At 43.4% G+C, this 17236-nt stretch carries 22 protein-coding genes and 1 pseudogene; 18 read left to right on the top strand and 5 right to left on the bottom strand.

Translation table 11 applies throughout. The features are described from left to right. The first annotated feature begins 191 nt into the window (after nt 1–191). Nucleotides 192–446, top strand: coding sequence for a helix-turn-helix domain-containing protein (locus L2D08_RS03425; RefSeq protein WP_242232325.1), 255 nt, complete (start codon nt 192–194; stop codon nt 444–446). 92 nt (nt 447–538) lie between these two features. After that, nucleotides 539–892: a hydrolase gene (locus tag L2D08_RS03420; protein ID WP_242232324.1), complete on the top strand. Its 354-nt coding sequence runs from the start codon at nt 539–541 to the stop codon at nt 890–892. Nucleotides 893–903: 11 nt separating this feature from the next. Here the strand turns inward: L2D08_RS03420 and yyaC are convergent, their stop codons facing one another. Continuing rightward, nucleotides 904–1485: a spore protease YyaC gene (gene yyaC, locus L2D08_RS03415; protein WP_242232323.1), complete on the bottom strand. Its 582-nt coding sequence runs from the start codon at nt 1483–1485 to the stop codon at nt 904–906. Between the two features lie 534 nt (nt 1486–2019). On the opposite strand from yyaC, the gene L2D08_RS03410 reads away from it, so the two are divergent. After that, on the top strand, nt 2020–2214 hold the full coding sequence (locus L2D08_RS03410) for a hypothetical protein (protein WP_242232322.1): 195 nt from the start codon (nt 2020–2022) through the stop codon (nt 2212–2214). 361 nt (nt 2215–2575) lie between these two features. Beyond that, nucleotides 2576–2736 (top strand): annotated as a pseudogene (locus L2D08_RS03405) (low molecular weight phosphatase family protein); the annotation flags it as partial. A 285-nt stretch (nt 2737–3021) separates the two neighbouring features. Here L2D08_RS03405 and L2D08_RS03400 read toward each other — a convergent pair. After that, nucleotides 3022–3165 (bottom strand): hypothetical protein, encoded by a 144-nt coding sequence (locus tag L2D08_RS03400; RefSeq protein ID WP_242232321.1) that lies wholly within the window; start codon nt 3163–3165, stop codon nt 3022–3024. Nucleotides 3166–3405: 240 nt separating this feature from the next. Between L2D08_RS03400 and L2D08_RS03395 the strand changes: the two genes are divergently transcribed. Beyond that, entirely contained in the window at nt 3406–3789 is a 384-nt protein-coding gene (locus tag L2D08_RS03395) for a sporulation protein (protein WP_242232320.1), read from the top strand. A 67-nt stretch (nt 3790–3856) separates the two neighbouring features. Then, the gene (locus tag L2D08_RS03390; RefSeq protein WP_242232319.1) at nt 3857–4378 is read left to right on the top strand and encodes a cupin domain-containing protein; all 522 of its coding nucleotides are present in this window, start codon (nt 3857–3859) and stop codon (nt 4376–4378) included. 63 nt (nt 4379–4441) lie between these two features. Here the strand turns inward: L2D08_RS03390 and thiT are convergent, their stop codons facing one another. Beyond that, nucleotides 4442–4975, bottom strand: a complete 534-nt coding sequence (gene thiT / locus L2D08_RS03385) for an energy-coupled thiamine transporter ThiT (protein WP_242232318.1) — start codon at nt 4973–4975, stop codon at nt 4442–4444. Between the two features lie 286 nt (nt 4976–5261). On the opposite strand from thiT, the gene L2D08_RS03380 reads away from it, so the two are divergent. Then, nucleotides 5262–5555, top strand: a complete 294-nt coding sequence (locus tag L2D08_RS03380; RefSeq protein WP_242232317.1) for an HNH endonuclease — start codon at nt 5262–5264, stop codon at nt 5553–5555. 41 nt (nt 5556–5596) lie between these two features. Here the strand turns inward: L2D08_RS03380 and L2D08_RS03375 are convergent, their stop codons facing one another. Next, complete coding sequence (locus L2D08_RS03375; RefSeq protein WP_242232316.1) at nt 5597–6583, bottom strand: S-layer homology domain-containing protein; 987 nt, start codon at nt 6581–6583, stop codon at nt 5597–5599. Nucleotides 6584–6745: 162 nt separating this feature from the next. On the opposite strand from L2D08_RS03375, the gene L2D08_RS03370 reads away from it, so the two are divergent. Further along, nucleotides 6746–6988: a hypothetical protein gene (locus L2D08_RS03370; protein WP_242232315.1), complete on the top strand. Its 243-nt coding sequence runs from the start codon at nt 6746–6748 to the stop codon at nt 6986–6988. An 82-nt stretch (nt 6989–7070) separates the two neighbouring features. On the opposite strand, the gene L2D08_RS03365 is transcribed toward L2D08_RS03370, so the two are convergent. Beyond that, nucleotides 7071–7250, bottom strand: a complete 180-nt coding sequence (locus tag L2D08_RS03365) for a hypothetical protein (RefSeq protein WP_242232314.1) — start codon at nt 7248–7250, stop codon at nt 7071–7073. A gap of 256 nt (nt 7251–7506) precedes the next feature. Here L2D08_RS03365 and ltaS point away from each other — a divergent pair, with 256 nt between their 5' ends. From ltaS to L2D08_RS03320, 10 genes are all read left to right on the top strand, one after another. Next, nucleotides 7507–9420, top strand: coding sequence for a lipoteichoic acid synthase (ltaS, locus tag L2D08_RS03360; protein WP_242232313.1), 1914 nt, complete (start codon nt 7507–7509; stop codon nt 9418–9420). 715 nt (nt 9421–10135) lie between these two features. After that, a complete protein-coding gene (locus tag L2D08_RS03355; RefSeq protein WP_242232312.1) occupies nt 10136–10459 on the top strand; it encodes a PadR family transcriptional regulator in 324 nt (107 codons plus the stop codon). After that, a complete protein-coding gene (locus L2D08_RS03350) occupies nt 10452–11012 on the top strand; it encodes an HAAS signaling domain-containing protein (protein WP_242232311.1) in 561 nt (186 codons plus the stop codon). Before L2D08_RS03355 ends, L2D08_RS03350 begins: the two co-directional genes overlap by 8 nt. Continuing rightward, nucleotides 11005–11790 carry a DUF4097 family beta strand repeat-containing protein gene (locus L2D08_RS03345; RefSeq protein WP_242232310.1) on the top strand — a complete coding sequence of 262 codons (786 nt, stop codon included), beginning with the start codon at nt 11005–11007 and terminating at the stop codon, nt 11788–11790. The genes L2D08_RS03350 and L2D08_RS03345 overlap by 8 nt, the downstream gene beginning before the upstream one ends. Nucleotides 11791–11832: 42 nt before the next feature. Beyond that, entirely contained in the window at nt 11833–12015 is a 183-nt protein-coding gene (locus tag L2D08_RS03340; RefSeq protein WP_242232309.1) for a hypothetical protein, read from the top strand. 31 nt (nt 12016–12046) lie between these two features. Beyond that, nucleotides 12047–12169 (top strand): hypothetical protein, encoded by a 123-nt coding sequence (locus tag L2D08_RS23975; protein WP_255821797.1) that lies wholly within the window; start codon nt 12047–12049, stop codon nt 12167–12169. After that, the gene (locus L2D08_RS03335) at nt 12166–12660 is read left to right on the top strand and encodes a hypothetical protein (protein WP_242232308.1); all 495 of its coding nucleotides are present in this window, start codon (nt 12166–12168) and stop codon (nt 12658–12660) included. The genes L2D08_RS23975 and L2D08_RS03335 overlap by 4 nt, the downstream gene beginning before the upstream one ends. Nucleotides 12661–12703: 43 nt before the next feature. Beyond that, a complete protein-coding gene (locus tag L2D08_RS03330; RefSeq protein WP_242232307.1) occupies nt 12704–14260 on the top strand; it encodes a histidine kinase N-terminal 7TM domain-containing diguanylate cyclase in 1557 nt (518 codons plus the stop codon). A 221-nt stretch (nt 14261–14481) separates the two neighbouring features. Further along, complete coding sequence (locus tag L2D08_RS03325) at nt 14482–15702, top strand: PD-(D/E)XK nuclease family protein (RefSeq protein WP_242232306.1); 1221 nt, start codon at nt 14482–14484, stop codon at nt 15700–15702. A gap of 771 nt (nt 15703–16473) precedes the next feature. Next, nucleotides 16474–17079 (top strand): hypothetical protein, encoded by a 606-nt coding sequence (locus L2D08_RS03320; protein WP_242232305.1) that lies wholly within the window; start codon nt 16474–16476, stop codon nt 17077–17079. The last annotated feature ends 157 nt before the right edge of the window (nt 17080–17236 follow it).

The following is a 17236-nucleotide window of genomic DNA, read 5'->3' as shown; positions in this document are numbered from 1 at the left end:
GCAGCTGCAGAGGAAGAGCAAACAGAAAGAGTTATTTACCGGATTTGCTGAGTGACAAACACTTGCTGCTCCGCCAAAAGGTTCGAATGCTGTGGCAAAAGTCAGGCAGGGAAGATGTGACACTGGCAGAGTCCCACTTACTCAGCCTGCTTGAGTAGCAGCCGGAAACCATCGCCGGTGCTGCAAGAAAAATGAATATTTCACGCCAGGCCGTTCATCGATGTGCTAAAGGGCTGATTGAAAAAAACTATATTGATGACAAAACGATACAAAAAAATGAGCGTGACAAAATGCTGGCACTCAAGGACAAAGGCAGCACTTTTTGCAGGGGGATCATTGAGGTGAAGCAGCAAGTAGAAAAAGAGATTGCCGAAAAGATTGGTCATGAAAACATAACCTGGCTAAAAAAGCTGCTGGAGGAGAACTGGGATAATAAAATCATGTAAATGGGCGGCGGCTTATGTGCAAACGGTGTCCTTTTTTCGTTTGTGTTTGAGGAGCAGGGGGTACAGGATAAAAAAAGCGGGAGATGATTAAGGTGGAACAGGAAAAGCAGATATACTATGTGGATTTAAACAGTGAAAGTATCCTGCCCGAGCCGATAGACAGCCCAAGCTTTATTATTCATGCGACCCCAAAAGAAGCCGATGTGTTAAAAGCGGTAATGGATGATAAATACGGAGCTGATGTGGAGGCGTTTGTTCGTGCACATATTCCTTATTTAGAATATCACCATGATCCGCAAAATGACCGTTATGACGCTTCACAAAGGGTTCTTTATTCTCTGATTTATTTGTTGGGAGACCAAGCAGCAAAACAGCATATTGAGCAGATGGGGATTTTAACAGACCGGAAAGAGGACGAACCGGATGAAATTCAGCGTTTCAGATAAAAAGGTGCGTGTTATACGCACCTTTTTTCATGGGCAGCAACAGTTGTCCGTTTCTTTTCATACTCTAGTTCTACAAGTGCCCGCGTAATAAAATCAGCCGTTTTATTGGCCATTTTGTAAACAAGTGAAAGACGTGTGCCTTGAAGTACCTGAATCGGAAGAAAACCGCCGACATTAACAATCCCGGAAATATGGTAATCGCCGATTGGCGGCAGGTCTTTTTGAACGCCGGCCCCAGGTTTTAAGGCCCCTTGTTCTAAGCTGACGGTGCCGATGTTAGCAGCGGACCCAAGGCAGGCGTCAATCGCGATAATAAGCGGATTTGCATGCTGCTGCCGGATCTGTTCAACCGTTTCGGCTAAATTTTTAGCATGAACTGGGTGATCCAGACACCCATACACAGAAACATGCGTGTATTTACGGAGGGAAAAGGTTTGTTTTAATTTAAAACCGACGAAAGGACCATAGCTGTCACCGGCCGACCGGTCCGTGCCTATGCACACAAAAACGATCTCCCGGCGGCTGGATAAAATAGGTTTTAATTCGTTTTTTAAATCGTGCACAAAAAATGTATCGTCTACGCATTGTCGCATTGCTGACAAACCCCCTTTTTGTTCTTTATTAAGAATTAAATTCATTATATAGTTCTCTATAAAGAAAGTCATCTTTGACCATAAGAATGGTAGGAACATGCTTGGCAAAACAGATAAAACGGCATTTGATTCACATCTTTTTGAGCGAGGCAGTGCAGGTAGAAAAAATAATTGGAATATTTTACTTGATATCTGAGCTGATTATGGCAGCGGCGTACATCCGAACAGGCCGGCACGTTCTCGATTGGACCGCTTTTTAAAGCTTCTTAAATATAGTATGCCCATTATCGCAAGTTATTATATGAAACGGTTTTGCATATTTTTTAAGAAGGATGCTGCACGTTTAAGAATGTTTCTTGCGGCAGGCAGCAATGGCAGATGCCCCTTGTTTTGAATGCGCTGCAAGAAGACAAAAAAAGACAGAAAAGGGAGCGCGGCCTTTTCGGAATGCGCTTTTTGTCGGCATTTGATGAACGATTTTTACAGGTAAATCTTGTATTCTAGCGAAATAATTAAAAAAGGAGGATGATTATTGTGAAAACGAGCAACCTTACATACTTACAATCGATTACGTATCATGTGGTAAACCGGCTGGGGAAGTCAAAATGTGCTTTATGTAAAACAAAAGGAGAGCCACTGTTTCAAGTGAATCAGCACAATCGAAAGCGAAGTGTCTGCTCGAAATGCGCTGTATACGCAGAAGCAAGAATCTTCCGGAAACATGCATAATGAAAGACTTTGTCAAAGTCTTCAGACGTAAAAGTATTGAATTCCCTGCCGTTATATGCTTTATGAATAGTCATGCTTTATCCTATTAGGAGAGAAAATAAACCAGTTTCTGCAAAGCTTGCAGGAACAAGCTTTAAAAATGGGAAGAAAGTGCCGCGCCAGCTCACATTCAACTGGGCGGGCTGGCATGTGTTTATTTATAATCAGTATTTAACACCGTTTGCAGCAGGCCAACGGTGTTAAAGCTGTTTTTAGCTTTAATGTAGTGTAACGAGCGGTCTTTTTGGGATGATTAAAAGATTGATAGTGCTTTTTTATTTGTAAAATCAGATGAAGGCAGCTGCAGCAGACAAGCGGGACGGATTATTGCCAGGTAACACCTCCCCACAGTAAACGTGTTCGTTGGGGATTTAACGATCCAGCCAGGGCTGAAGGAACTAAAGAAGAAATACGGGCTTTTTTTGGCGGGTATGTGACGAAGTTGATGAACGTGTCAGCCGCTTTGCGCAAACAGGCGGGTAAGAAACATTTAGGAGGCTTTTCTCTCAGCTTTTTTGCTGGGAGGGCAAAGCATAGGAGCCTGGCGGGCATCCTGGTTTTAGAAGCGGTGCCAATAGGTAATACTATAGGCGGGAAGCGGATCAAGACACCGCCGGAAGGCTTCCGCACGTTTTTATGCAGGGAGCACATTCCGGCGGAGCAGCAATATAACATTGAATGGCGAATCTTGCCTAAGAAGCATTTGTTTTAGCTCTGCTGCAGGAATAAACGGTACTGCCGGTGAAGATTATATTTGTCAGCTTGTTCTCATTTGCCGCCTTTTGACCTTTGCAGTTCACGTAAAAATCCCATGGAAGCAGCGAAAGCAGCAGCACGCGGCGGAACTCCTTGCTTCATTAAAGCATCTGTTGTTTCCTGAATGCGCTGGCCTGTATTTTGCGGTTTTTCCATCCTGTCCACTCCTTTCTCTATTTACGTTTAGCTTGGAGCTGGCCGTTCTTTTTTATGTGGGAAAAATACTGGTTTATGAAGTATTTTTGTGTTTTTATTCCTTAATAAAACGTTTACAGTTTTTTAACAATATAAATTTTTCCATACCCCTTTACAAATGGGCAAAACCGGCGTATAGTACGTGTTTATCAGGCGTTTGCGCCAATCTTTATTTACGAGCAATGGAGGGAACAGCGAGGTATGTTGACTAAGTTAATGAACCAGGTAAAAGGCCGCATCGGTTCACCGCATATCGACTTGTTGCTGGATAAAAATGAGTTTATACCCGGCGAAAAAGTGACGGGTTCATTTGTCATAAAAGGCGGTTTGTTTGAACAAAAATTAAGCCGGCTTGAGTGTGATTTACTGACAGGAAGCGATGAGGCGCCCGCTGGAGATGCGATTATGATTTTTATGTCAGAGCATATTCCACCGAATGCGTCCAAGTGTATTCCGTTTTCGTTTCAGCTGCCAGAGCAATTAAGTGAAAGCCGTTATTATTTCCAAACGAAGCTTTGCTTTGGTGAAGGAAAAAAATGCATTGGACAAGATCCTATTCGTGTTGTGCAGCCGTCTTTTTCTTAAATCGTGAGTAGACGTTCCAAAGAAGGGTATAACGAAAGAACCGTTATACGAAAAGGAGCGGACATATATGAAACCGGATATACAGACCTTTCAATGTAAAGATGATGGTGAAATCCCGAATAATGGGAGGTTCCCGGTCATCGTTTATAAGCAGGTATTTACGGATACACCAAGCGAGATAGAACCGACATTTAACCGGCATGGCTGGACGAACAGCTGGGTGAATGGTATTTTCGATTATCATCATTACCACACCAATACACATGAAGTGCTTGGAGTAAAATCTGGAGACGCGGTTGTACAGATCGGCGGGGAGCAGGGCGAACGGCTGAAGATTCAAACGGGCGACGTAATCGTACTGCCCGCTGGAACGGGCCATAAGCGGCTCAGCCAAAGTCCGGATTTTTCTGTCGTCGGTGCGTACCCGAATGGGCAAAGCCCTAATTTAAAAAAGCGTGATACAGGTTCCCGGGCACAGTCTCCTAGCGAAATGAAACAAGTGCCAGCAGCCGAAACGGATCCCGTTTTTGGCGAAAGAGGGCCGCTGCTGGACTATTGGAAGGATTGTAAGGAAGACGGCTGCGATTGAGCAGCTTTTTTTTATGCCAAAAATGCCGAACGGCAGTGCTTCTTCGGAAAACCGTCCGCAAAATTATACTTTAAAAAGCCGCGATGCGGTTTTTAAAAGAAAGACAAGAACAATGGTGCATACTAAAAATGTGAGAAGGGCGGCGCTGCCGTTGATAGCCAGAGAGTAAAGGGCAGCCGGCATGTCTTCCGGTGCAGCCTCTCCAAAATACACCCATCCGGCAAGGAAATGCCAAAAGTAACGGGCCAGGCAGCCGACGAACACAGCCACGACAATAGATTTTGCCGTAATATTACGGCTGGCGAACAGGCCGGCAAGACCAATAAATGAAAACGCAATAAAGTATTCAATAAATGCTTGAAGTGGTGTTAAAACGTAAGCAGTGCCCAGTACAATCTGTAAAAGCCCCCAAACAAAGCCGGAAGCCATTCCCGCTTTCCATCCCCAGCGCAGTGACAAAAGCAGAACGGGAATCATGGCAATTGAAATCTTTACCCATGGAAAAGGCTCAATAGCAGGCAGAACATCAATAATATAGGCAAGAGCAGCTATGATCGCTGCTTCAATTAAGGCTTGAAGCGGCAGTTTTCGATTCAATGTTTTTCCTCCTTTTTTTGCCGTGCGCGAAGAAGGAAGAAAAGGTACAAATCCTTGCGCCGGCATAATCCGACAGGCTCCATGGAACCAGATAAACACTGTTTTCTGCCCGAAGGCTCCCCATATGGCCTTGTTCATTGTAGCAAAGAACAAGAAAAGACAAAAGGATACAGTAATGGGCACATTTATAAAGGGCAGGATTGGCAGTTGAACAGCCAGATTTTCTACGCTCCGGCTGTAAAAACAGATTTGTTACAATAGAAGGAAAATGGAGGCGACATATTGGATGAGATCATCTGTTTGCGAGCTATGCGGCCGCTCGCCGGTTGAAACGACCGTTCACCATTTAACGCCGAGGGAAGAAGGAGGGTCGCATGGGCCAACGGCTGACTTGTGCCTGCCGTGCCACAAGCAGATTCATGCACTTTATACTAATAAAGAATTGGCTGTTCGTCTCCATTCGATCGAGCGGCTGCGCCAGGATGAAAAAATCAGCAAGTATATAAAATGGATCCGTAAGCAGCCGGCAGAAACGCTTGTCCGTGTGCGTAAGTCAAATGAACGAAAGCGGTCCAGATAAACGCAAAGACGGCTCTTAAAGAAAGCCGTCTTTGCGTTTCGTTAGTTTGTTGGTGTGATGCCTTTTATCATATGGGCAAGCTTATACTGAATCCGCTCATAAGCTTTTGCTTCATTTGTGTTTCTTTTATCAACACGATTTTGATCATCCATAAACAAATACGGGTGCTCGCTCGGTCCCTGATAGAAATAATACGTCGATCCCTGCTTCTTCAGCAGTTCGAAAGGTGCGCCTTCATAGCGAGGCAGCTTCGACTCTGATACGGCCCAAATAATAGCAAGTATCGGCTTGTGGCCCAGATAGGCCGTGTTATTGTAATGAAAATGCGTTCCATATGAACCGATTTTATCTTTTTTATTTTCTGTCGTTACCTGCGTTTTCATATAGTTAGGCAGTTCCAGCTTATATTTAAGTGCTGTATTCGTGTAGGTATATGTTTTATAGTCGTCATTTAGGGCACGCGCTAGAAAGACCGAAAATTGCGAGCGTGTCAGAGCTTGATTCGGCTTAAAGGTTCTATCGGGATAACCAAGCGTAATATTTTGGCTGGCAAGCGCAGTAATATAAGGATGCCCCCAGAAGCTCTTCGGTACATCTTTAAATGAAACAGCATCAGATGCTTTCCATTTGAATGCGGCAGTCAGCATACGTGCCATCTGGGCGCGTGTGATCGGTTCTGCCGGTTTTAAAGATGTGCTTTTGGGAAATAATCCTTCGTGCACAACCGCTGCTGCTTCTGCATAGCCGCTGCTTGATTTCGGCAGGTCGTTAAATCCTGGAGCCGGGCGGTTTGTTAAATCCAGATTCAGCGCTCTTGCTGTCATAATTATGGCTTGAATTTTAGTAACAGGCGCATTGGGCTGAAACGATTGATCCTTAAAGCCGCTAATAATTTTTTTGTTCGTTAAGTAAACAATTTCTTCGTTCGCCCAGTACGACTGGCTGACGTCTTTGAACGCAGCTGATGTGGAAATGGACTGGGTAAACAACAAGCCTGCAGTAAGTAAAACAGCAAATGCTTTCTTCATGATTTTTCTCCTTTTGTAAGAAAATAATATATATGGAACCGTTTTACAATAACATTATTTTACACTTGCTGCTACCTTTAATTGGCAGATGGTTCAAAAAGAGCAAGGGAACCAGACTCTATAAGCAACGCCTGCTGAGATAAAAGAGGATGGAAGGAAGCATTGCAAAAAGTGGTTGCCTTTTGTGGAAAGGGATATAACGTAATCTATTACTATCGAAGTTGGTTCAAAAGAATCGGTACTTCTCTGTTTTATTTTTTAGAGGGTGACCATTGCGGATTATTTGTGAAGACGCCCGTAGCAATCGGGGCAGTGAAACTAGGGGCTAAAGAAGATTTTTTTGGAGATGCAGATATAGGAGAAAGAGAATGGGAACCGTTCAAAAGAGCCGTTTGTTTGGTTTGACAATAGAGAAATACCTATCAGGCAAAGGAGCCCCGGATTTGAACATTATCCTTAAGAAGATTTTGATCAGGGTGATTCGTACTCAGAAATCCTGAATTCCTGTTGAATAAAAAACGGTCCAGCATGAATGAACTAAAATGCCGACTGCTATCGCTAGAAACAGGACATGAGTGATCTGTAGATGGTGTTCCCGCTTTGTTTTCACAAATAAGATAATCCACAGCACAGCGAGCAGATTATGTAAAAAAAATAGTCCTTCCATTAAAAACAGCTCCTTCCTTACCGCTTATTGTGCCTTGGAATCACCGCGAAGACAACGAGTCTGTCAGGTTATCTGACCAAGAACAAAACCGGCTGTTCTTAAAGTGTTTTAGACTCTTCCATCCTTGCGTGATAGAGAAGATACTCGACGGTAGCAGCAAAATGTTGTATATTTTATAAATGCGCTTCTCATTAAAAGATAATTTTATAAAAAAGACTTTGGATGACTATGAATAGGTTGGAAGAAGGGAATTAAAATGAATCGATTGTTTTTAAAGCCGTTACACTTTTTTGTTTTAGCGGTTATTTTGGTTTGGCTAAAATCGTACATTGCCTACCTCACAGAATTTCAGCTGGGGATCAACAATGCGATGCAGACATTTCTTCTATTTTTAAATCCGCTCAGCTCAGCGGTTCTCTTTTTAGGGCTCGCCTTGTTTTCAAAACGAAGCGGCAGATGGATTCTTGTATTCAGTAGTATTATGACGCTGATTTTATACAGCAACATCCTATACTACCGTTTCTTCAATGACTTTGTTACGCTGCCGACACTGTTTCAAACGAGCAACGCCGGGCATTTGGGCGGAAGCATTGCCGATTTAACAGAATGGCATGATGTCATTTATTTCGCGGATTTAGTGATTCTTGCAGTGGTTCTTTGGATGAAAAGAAAAGAATGGAAGCTTCAGGTTACACCGAAAAGAAAAGTACTGGCGATTTTAGCGGCCGGTGCAGTAATTTTTGCGGTAAATCTGGGTCTTGCGGAAGCAGACCGTCCGCAGCTTCTGTCTAGAGCGTTTGACCGCAACTATTTAATCAAATATTTAGGCGCATACAATTACACGGTATATGATGCAATTCAAACAGTGAAAAACGAGAAGCAAAGCGCTTTTGCGAGCAGTGATGACTTAACAAATGTGGAAAACTACACAAAGTCTCATTATGCAGCGCCAAACGAAGAGTATTTCGGGAAAGCAAAAGGGATGAATGTGATTAAAATTCACCTTGAGTCGTTTCAAACATTTTTGATTGATTACAAGCTAAACGGCCAGGAAGTCACACCGTTCTTAAATTCACTGGCGCACAACAACGAGTATATGTATTTTGATAACTTCTTTCATCAAACCGGCCAGGGGAAAACCGCTGACGCTGAATTGATGATGGATACTTCGCTGTTCGGCCTGCCACAGGGATCTGCGTTTGTTCTCAAAGGCCGCAACACCTATCAGGCTGCACCGGCAATTTTGAACCAAAAAGCAGGTTATACAAGTGCTGTTCTGCACGGTGACTATAAAACATTCTGGAACCGGAATGAAATTTACAAGCAAATGGGTGTAGACACGTTTTTCGATGCCAGCTATTACAATATGGAAGGCGACCGGAAAATCAACTATGGTTTGAAAGACAAGCCGTTTTTTGAAGAGTCTATTCCAATGCTTCAATCAATGGAGCAGCCGTTTTACGCGCATTTAATGACGCTGACTAACCATTTCCCTTTTGTTATGGATGAGGGAGATGCAACGATTGAGCCAGCGGCAACGGGAGACGGCACTGTAGACCGGTACTTCCAAACGGCACGTTATATGGACGAAGCACTCCAGTCATTTTTTGCAGACTTGAAAAAAGCTGGTTTATACGATAACTCCATGATTCTCATTTACGGTGATCACTACGGCATCTCCGAAAACCATAACAAAGCGATGGCGCAAATTATGGGCGAAGAAATTACGGACTTTAAAAACACACAACTGCAACGCGTACCGCTGTTTATCCACGTGCGGGGCGTTGAAGGCGGAGTGAAACACCAGTATGGCGGCGAAATTGACGTCCTGCCGACGATGCTTCATCTTTTAGGCATTGACAATAAAGAATTTATTCAGTTCGGTACGGACCTCCTTTCACCGGAGCACGATGAAGTAGTAGCATTCCGCAACGGCGACTTTGTATCACCGAAATACACATCGATTGATGGAACGTACTATGATTCAAAAACAGGTGCAACACTAGAACCGACCGCCGATATGCAGGCGGCTAAAAAGAAAGTAGCTGATCAGCTGTCTTTCTCTGATCAAGTATTATATGGTGATTTACTGCGCTTCCATGATATAGAAGGCATGGAGCCGGTTGACCCAACTCAGTACCAGTATGGAAAAGAAACAGCCGAGGAGTAACATTGTAATGAAAAGCCCGCAGAGCCATTCTGCGGGCTTTTTTATATAACAAATAGATGCTTTTTTACTTTAGTTGATAAGAATAAATGATCCTGCCTGATAACAGCCGCTTCAGCTTTGCAGATGCCTGCATATCTTGTTAATAGATTCATTGAAAGGAGGAAAAGAGATGTGCTCCAGTTGCAAGAAGCAGAAGAGGCGCCGCGTTTGCTTTCATGAACAGATCAGTCATTGTGGCTGTTTTGATAAACATGTTCATGACTGTGAAAAACACTTCAGACGATGTGGGTGTCTAGGTTTACACGATGACTGCGTAAAATGGATTGATGATGATTTCTTTATCGTGTCTAGCGATCACAGTTTCAAAGGATGTAGTCACAGCTGTACAAGACAAAGATTTCTTCACGATGTTCATCATTCTCTTTTATGCCATCGGTGTAAAATCAGATTTCGCAACCCATTTTGTTGTTAACCGTTGGGGCGGGTGTTTCTTTTTGTTTAGCTAATGGAATGATCGTGGATAAAAAGGCTTGAGGATCTCCTCCTCAAGCCTTTTTTTATAAAACGTCTAAAACGAAAAATGTGGATAAAAATAGGAGAAACAAAATCGGTACCTTGTAATAATCAGTACTGAATGATATTATGCTTTTAACAGGTACTAATTTTAAATCACTACTGTATAATGTACTATAGCGAGAATAGAGGTGAAAACAGATTGAACGTCCAATTTAAAAAAGGGGTTCTTGAATTGTGTGTACTGGTGCTTTTGGATAAGCGGGATCGGTACGGCTATGAATTAGTACAGAAGATATCGGATCAAATCGAAATATCGGAAGGCTCAGTTTATCCACTGCTAAGACGGTTGACGAAAGAAGAGTATTTTACTACATACCTTCAGGAGTCAACAGAAGGCCCTTCACGCAAGTATTACAAATTAACAGATAAAGGAAGAGATTATCTTCACCAGCTTATTGCAGATTGGAATGAATTTTCAAGAGGCGTTAACCAATTGATTAAAGAGGGTGGGAATGATGAATAAACAGCAATTTTTGCGTGAGCTTGATTCGTCGCTGGAAGCTATTTCTTCAGCTGAGCGGTGCGAGATTCTGCAGGATTACGAAGAGTATTTTTCCATTGGGCTTGAGGAAGGAAAGACGGAAGAGGCTATTGCTTCTTCACTTGGTTCACCGCGCCAGATCGGCAAAGAACTGGCCGCCTCGTATCAGGTAGAAAAGGCAAAAACGTCTGCCACGGCCGGCAATATAATGCGGGCTGTCTGGGCGGTTATCGGACTGGGCTTTTTCAATTTGGTTATTGTACTTGGACCACTGGCGGGGCTTATTGGAGTTTTGGCAGGCGGGTGGGCCGCTGGCAGTGCGTTTGTCGCTTCTCCCCTTTTAGTTCTTGTTAATGCGGTCATCAACATGGGCACATTTGAATGGTTTGACCTGTTTCTTTCCATTGCTCTTTGCGGTACAGGGCTGTTTATCCTTATTGGCATGTTCTTTGTGACCAAAGCAATCTTAAAAGGATTTCTGCGCTACTTAAAATGGAATGCATCACTTGTGAAAGGCGGGCTGCAGCATGATTAAAAAATTGTCGGTCGCAGGGCTTATTTTGCTGCTTGTCGGCGGTGCCGGAAGTGCACTGACATTCAGTCAGGCGGAGGTAGCAGAAAAAAGAACAATCAGCGTCCTGCCTATCAGAGCGGTGGAGCTTGAAACAGATAATGCAGAGGTGGAAGTCCTGCCAACTAAGGAAACAGCTGTGCGGGTGGAACTCGCCGGAAAGCGGAAACCGAATGATAATGTAACCTTCCAGGCAGAAGCGAAGGGGGATACCTTGGTCGTCAAGGTGAATGAAAAACAAAATAAACTATTCACCGCCGATTTTGTGGTGGCAGATCTGACACTGCATGTATACCTTCCAGAAAAAACGTACGACTCCATTGATATTGCAAATCATAACGGCCAGGTAGAGCTTGGACAATTAAATGTCCGTAAGGTAAATGTTCAACTGAACAATGGAAAAGTAAATGTAAAAAACACAGCATCCAACGAAGTAAAAGTGAAAGCTGACAACGGAGAGGTTTTGCTTGAACATGTGGATGGAACAATAAACGGAAAAGTCGCCAATGGGCGGATTCGTGTTTTAACAAAAGATTTAGACCGGCCGATGCGGCTGGAGAGCTACAATGGCAGCATTACTGTACAAACCGGACAAGAACCAACGAATACGACATTTGATGTGCATAAGGACAACGGTGAAATTAATATTTTAAATAAGTACAGCGGTAATACCCGTTTCGGTGACGGGGAAAATATCATTAAGCTGAAGACAAACAACGGGAAAATTACCGTTACAAAATAAAAGTGGGAAGGAGGATCGGGAAAATGACGCTGTAAAAAGTGTGTGGAGGGAAGAGCCGGCCCTTACAGCGGCCGGTTGCTGGGATTTACGCTGGCTGCTTTTTGTGCAGTTATGATGGCTGTTCAAGGAGTCATTGTACCGCCAGAGGGAAATTTACTCAGCGCTCGGCTTGTTTTTGATTACAATCGCTTTTTTAGTACCGCTGGCCGAATTTGGCTGGCGTAAGCGGCAGACTTTTGCTGGCTGATCCTAGCTCGTGTGCGCTTTTTACAGCTATGGAGCCGAAACAGTTCAGCGTATGCGCGGCTTCTTTCTTCGGTACAATCAGGCCAGCGGGGCTGCTGATGCGATTGCCGGCGCACCGGTGTATTTGGATTGATAGCCGTTTCGATGATGGTTTATTACGTTGTACTTGCCTGGCCGTTTTTCCACTCGCGCCTCTTAAAGGACCGGCCGCTTTTAACGATTGGTATTCGGTATGGCATGGCAACGACGATGCTTTCATTTTCTGGATATCTCTGGATGATTACCCTTCAAAGCCGCTACACTGGACTTGAAGGAAATGTAATTTGGTTCCACGGCCTTGGCTTTCATGGCCTGCAGATGATGCCGATTTTGTCCCTACTGGTTGAAAGAAATCAATCTATCGCCGAAAAAAGCTGGCCGCGCCTCCTTCATGCAGGCGGCACTGCCTGGCTGTTATTGGTTATCCTGATTGGATGGGTCGCCGTATTGATCATGCCCGTTATACCGGTTTTGAAAAACAGACATCTTTCTCCATATCGAATACATGTCAAATTACGAAGGAGTTATGCTTCAACTAAAAAATATATAAAAGCATTCGTCCAAAGTGATGTGAAGATGATATAGTAATAAAGAACGTCATGCTTTTTTACTAAATGAGGAGAAAGATATGCCGCACTACATACTGATTTATATCCTAGTATTGATTGCAGGTGCCTCCGTGAGTTCTTTTTTAGGAATCTATGCTTTTATAAAAATTAAACATGCACCCGGTGGAAAGTACTTTTGCGTGGCTGCCTTTCTGGCTGCTTTTTTTGCGGTAGCTTATGCGTTTGAGCTGATGTCTCAATCATTGAAGGATATTTTGTTTTGGGTCGCCGTTGAATATGTGGCGATTTCTTTTCTGCCAGCGGTGATTTTGCTTATGTGCCTTGATTATACCGGGCGAAACGTCAAAAGATGGGTGTATATTCCCCTGCTTGGCATTCCGGCTGCCACGCTTATTCTGCATTGGACAAATTCTTTTCATCACCTTTATTACTACTCCGTCGGTTTGCGCACCGATACGGCTTACCCGCTGGCAAACCTTGAAGGAGGATTATGGTTTTTTGTTCAATCCGTGTTTCTTTATTTCTGCATGGCAGCAAGTGTATGTACTCTGCTTTGGCAGCTGAGAAAAGTAACTTTTCGTTTTCGAATGCAAATTTTATTAATGGTAACGGGCCTTTTGGTCCCGCCAGTTTCAAGTATTTTTTATATAAGCGGCTGGAGCAGGGGAATCGATCTCGGTCCGGTGTCTATGTGCCTTGCTTTTTTGTTTCAAGGAGCAGCGCTTTTGCGCTTTCAAATGTTTGATGTAGTTCCTATCGCCCGTGAAATCGTTTTTGAAGGACTGGAAGAAGGAGTAGTTGTTTTAAATGAAAATGAGATTGTCGTAGATTACAACCAGGCAATGAAAACCGTTCTGCCTGCTTTGACCGTTCACACGATTGGCCGGCCGCTGAGAGAGGTGATTTCGGCAAACGATCAGCTCGCCTCCATTCTGTGCCAGGGGGAGGAAGGTGATTATAAGCTCGATCAGTCCGAAGAAACGCTTCATTTCCAAGTCCGCTTTACCCCTTTAAAAGATGAAAAGGGGGAGAAGATTGGCAAAATCATCATGTTTATCAACGTAACCGAGCGGGTGCAAATGGAAAAACAATTGCAAAAACTGGCTCGCCTGGACGGCTTGACCGGTATACTAAACCGGACTTTCTTTTTAGAACAGGCAGAAGCAGCCTGCAGGCAGCTTCAAAAAGAAGAAGGCGCCGTTTCGATAATTATGTTTGATATTGACCATTTTAAGCGGGTGAATGATACATTCGGCCATGAAGCAGGAGACCGTGTGCTCACAAGTATTGCACGCCGGGTTGGGAAGAACATGCAGGCAAACGATTTATTCGGCCGTTATGGCGGAGAGGAATTTATTATTTTCCTTCCCCATGCTTCTTTATCGGGAGCACGCGAGCGGGCAGAAGCCATTCGTACAGCTATCGCAGAAACGGTCATCCAGCTGGGAGAAGAGACGCTCAGTGTAACATCAAGTTTTGGCCTGTCCCATAAACGGATCCAAGCAGGCAGTCCCGATTCTCCGGTACAGGAACTGATGCGTGAAGCGGATCAAGCCCTTTATACGGCTAAACGAAATGGCCGAAATCGTGTGCAGGTTTTTAAGCAGGCACTTTAAGGAAAAGCAGCTTCCAGAAGACAAGGAATCTATTAGAGAAGGAGAACATCACGCCTGTTCTCCTTTTTCTATGTAGAAACTATCGATTAAGGTGCTTACTTTTATAGGAGATGTATATTTAAACAAAGATAAATTGTACAGTATGGTGATTATCAGGAGCTTTTATAAATATTTTTTATGATCATATTCATGATACAATAGAATGAAAAAGGAGGAGGGAAATGGAAAAAGAAACATACTTAGACCTCGGATGTGGAGAACAGACAGAGGATAGAACAGCTTATCCGCAAGTCATCGCAGACCGGGGAGATGCCCTGCTGCTTCTCTACTCACATGATCAAGGCCGCGTATACATAAAGAATGAAAATAAACTGTATGCCGCGATGTATTACAAGGCTATTTTAAAGTCTGGCTGTTGGAATGAGTACAGGGGAGAAAATGTGGCCGCCTGGATCAATGCTTATGCGGAAAAAGTGGATGAGCCAAAAAGCTTATTCCAGTTTGCGGCAAGTGAGCTGTCACAAGATGCGTTTTTGTGCTGGTTTGCGCAATGGGCGGCACCATATGGGAAAACAGCAGATGAGGTTTTACATAAATGTGCGCTGTTGTTTTTGGGGCGGATGTTTAAAAAGCATGGAGAAGCACTTCCGGAAGTGAAGTCCATTGGGATAATCCAGCAGTTTCAAGGGATGGATGTGTTACTGCTAGTAAATGATCATGCCGCTGTTTTAATTGAAGACAAAATGAATACAGGCGATCATTCCGATCAGCTGACCCGTTATTTGGAAGCGGTTCAAAAAACGTATCCTCACCGAAAGCCGCTGCCGATTTACTATAAGCCAGCAGGCCAGAGTCATGATCGGCCGTGCGACAAAGCGGGTTATGCGCCATTTTTACGGGAAGACATGATCGATGTGCTGAACGAAGGAAAGAGAGCAGGTATTACAAATCACATTTTCCTTGATTATTTAAAATGGCTGGAGGAAATCGAAGCAGGGTATCAATCATACCGGTGGCTTCCGGTTTCAGCTTGGACCCCCTCCTCATGGCAGGGATTTTACCGGCTGCTTCAACGTAAGCTTCAAAATGGAAATTGGAGTTATGTGGCCAATATGGCCGGTGGATTTGAAGGCTTCTGGTGGGCAAAAAGCAGCAAGCATGCGTGTTATTTCCAGCTTGAACAAAGCCGTCTATGTATCAAGCTAGCAGAGCCAGATCCGCTCCGCCAGCGGGAGGCACGTATGAAGACTTTTGCGCGTCTGCTGGAGCAGCCAGCAGTGAAAGATCTTGCCTTTGAAAAACCGGGACGACCCCAAAATGGAAAAACAATGACGATTATGGTGAAAAACGATTATTTGCAAACGAATGAAGATGGAACTATAAATGTGGAAGCGACGATTCATTTATTAAAAGAAGTAGAAGAAAAAGTTGCATTTTTTTAAGCCTATCTGTCTCGGGAAACGATAACGCTTCGCCGCTAGCAGGAGAGGCAGCGATAGATTGCACCGCTGGACTCAGTTCTGGCGGTTTTTTCTTTTGTTTTTATTTTGCATGACGAAGTGAACAGCCTGCCTTGCTTATAGGAGCAAACAGGCTTTTTTTACAGATGTTCATTTCCATTAAAAGGGTGAAAATAAAAAGTTAAACAAAGAAAACCTACTGTTTGGAAGTGTTATATTAGAAAAGTAGTTTTTTGGCAGTCCAGAACAATGGCGGGGAATGTTTGTGAATAATTATGCAAAAAGCTGTTTTTAAGTACCGAACAAAGAAGATGCTGCTTACCTCAATTTTTGTCGAATTCATTCAAAAAAGCAAGGCTTCTTTTGAAGGGAATCTCTTTTTTCTGCTATATCAGCCAGTTTTCGTTATATAAGGGTATACAGTTCTAAAAAGCGACAAAATAGGATCGGGTTTATAATGGCTGACTGTTTAAGTTCTTATAAAAACAGTTTAAAGATATTCGTTATAAGATGGATAACTATGGGGTTTGCTATCTGTTTAAGTTCATACTATGATATGAAAAGTGAAACTGTGACAATGAACCTATAAATCTATTTGTAAAAAAGTGCGTATTTTAAGCTTGGCATTCATTGCTGAAGCTGCGGCTGTCTTAAATAGGAAAGTACCATTTATAATCGAATCAAAAGAGAGCGTGGTCATTGGTGGGAGCCTTATCTGCAAAAATAAAAAGGATCTTGTTTGTTTGTCTCATAATGGCCATCGCAGTTGTTATGGCTGTTGGGGCAGTCAGATATTCGGACACAAAGGAAGCGATCAACCGTATTGCCCTGGATGCGAGAAAAACGGCGGACGCGTGGTCAAAAGAGATAACAAAAGAAGAAATAAAGAAGGTTATTCAAAGTAAAAGCCGGAACAGCAAAGCAGCCCGGAGGCTTGAAGATCATTTTAACCGGCTGTCTCGGTATGAGCCGCAGCTGGCACACGGATATATATTTGGTGCAGAACTGAAAAACGGTACTGATACCCGCTTCGTAGCAGCATCAACAGATTTAGCCGATGCAGCGGAGAAAAACGGTTTAGAAACGGGAGATTTTTATACACAGCCTGCCAATATTGCAAATGTAATAGAAGAAATGAAAAAAAAGAAAACCACTATCATATCTAAGCCTTATTCAGATGATTATGGAACCTGGCTTACAGTCGTTAAACCATATTTGGATGAGAACGGAGAGGTTTTTGCGTACTACGGTATTGATTATGATGTTAAGCCTTATATGGATGATCAGCGGAAGGTTCTGCTGATGACCGGGGGCATTCTTTTAGTCCTGCTGCTCGCCGTCATTTTTCTTGTGATGTAAAAAAATGAAAAAGAGCAGCCTGTATTCTTTGCGGGCCCGCCTGCTCCAACAGTTGTTGGAGTATTTTTTTACCGGAAAATATTGCCTTATTATGCTAAAGTAAAGAAGAATCAGCGAAGCACTTTTCAGAAAAACCAATCTTTCAAAAAGCGGGGGT

It is taken from the genome of Domibacillus sp. PGB-M46 (assembly GCF_022668875.1).
Lineage (GTDB): Bacteria > Bacillota > Bacilli > Bacillales > Domibacillaceae > Domibacillus.
The sequence above is the reverse complement of the archived record's forward strand: the minus strand, read 5'-3'. Positions and strand labels throughout refer to the sequence as shown.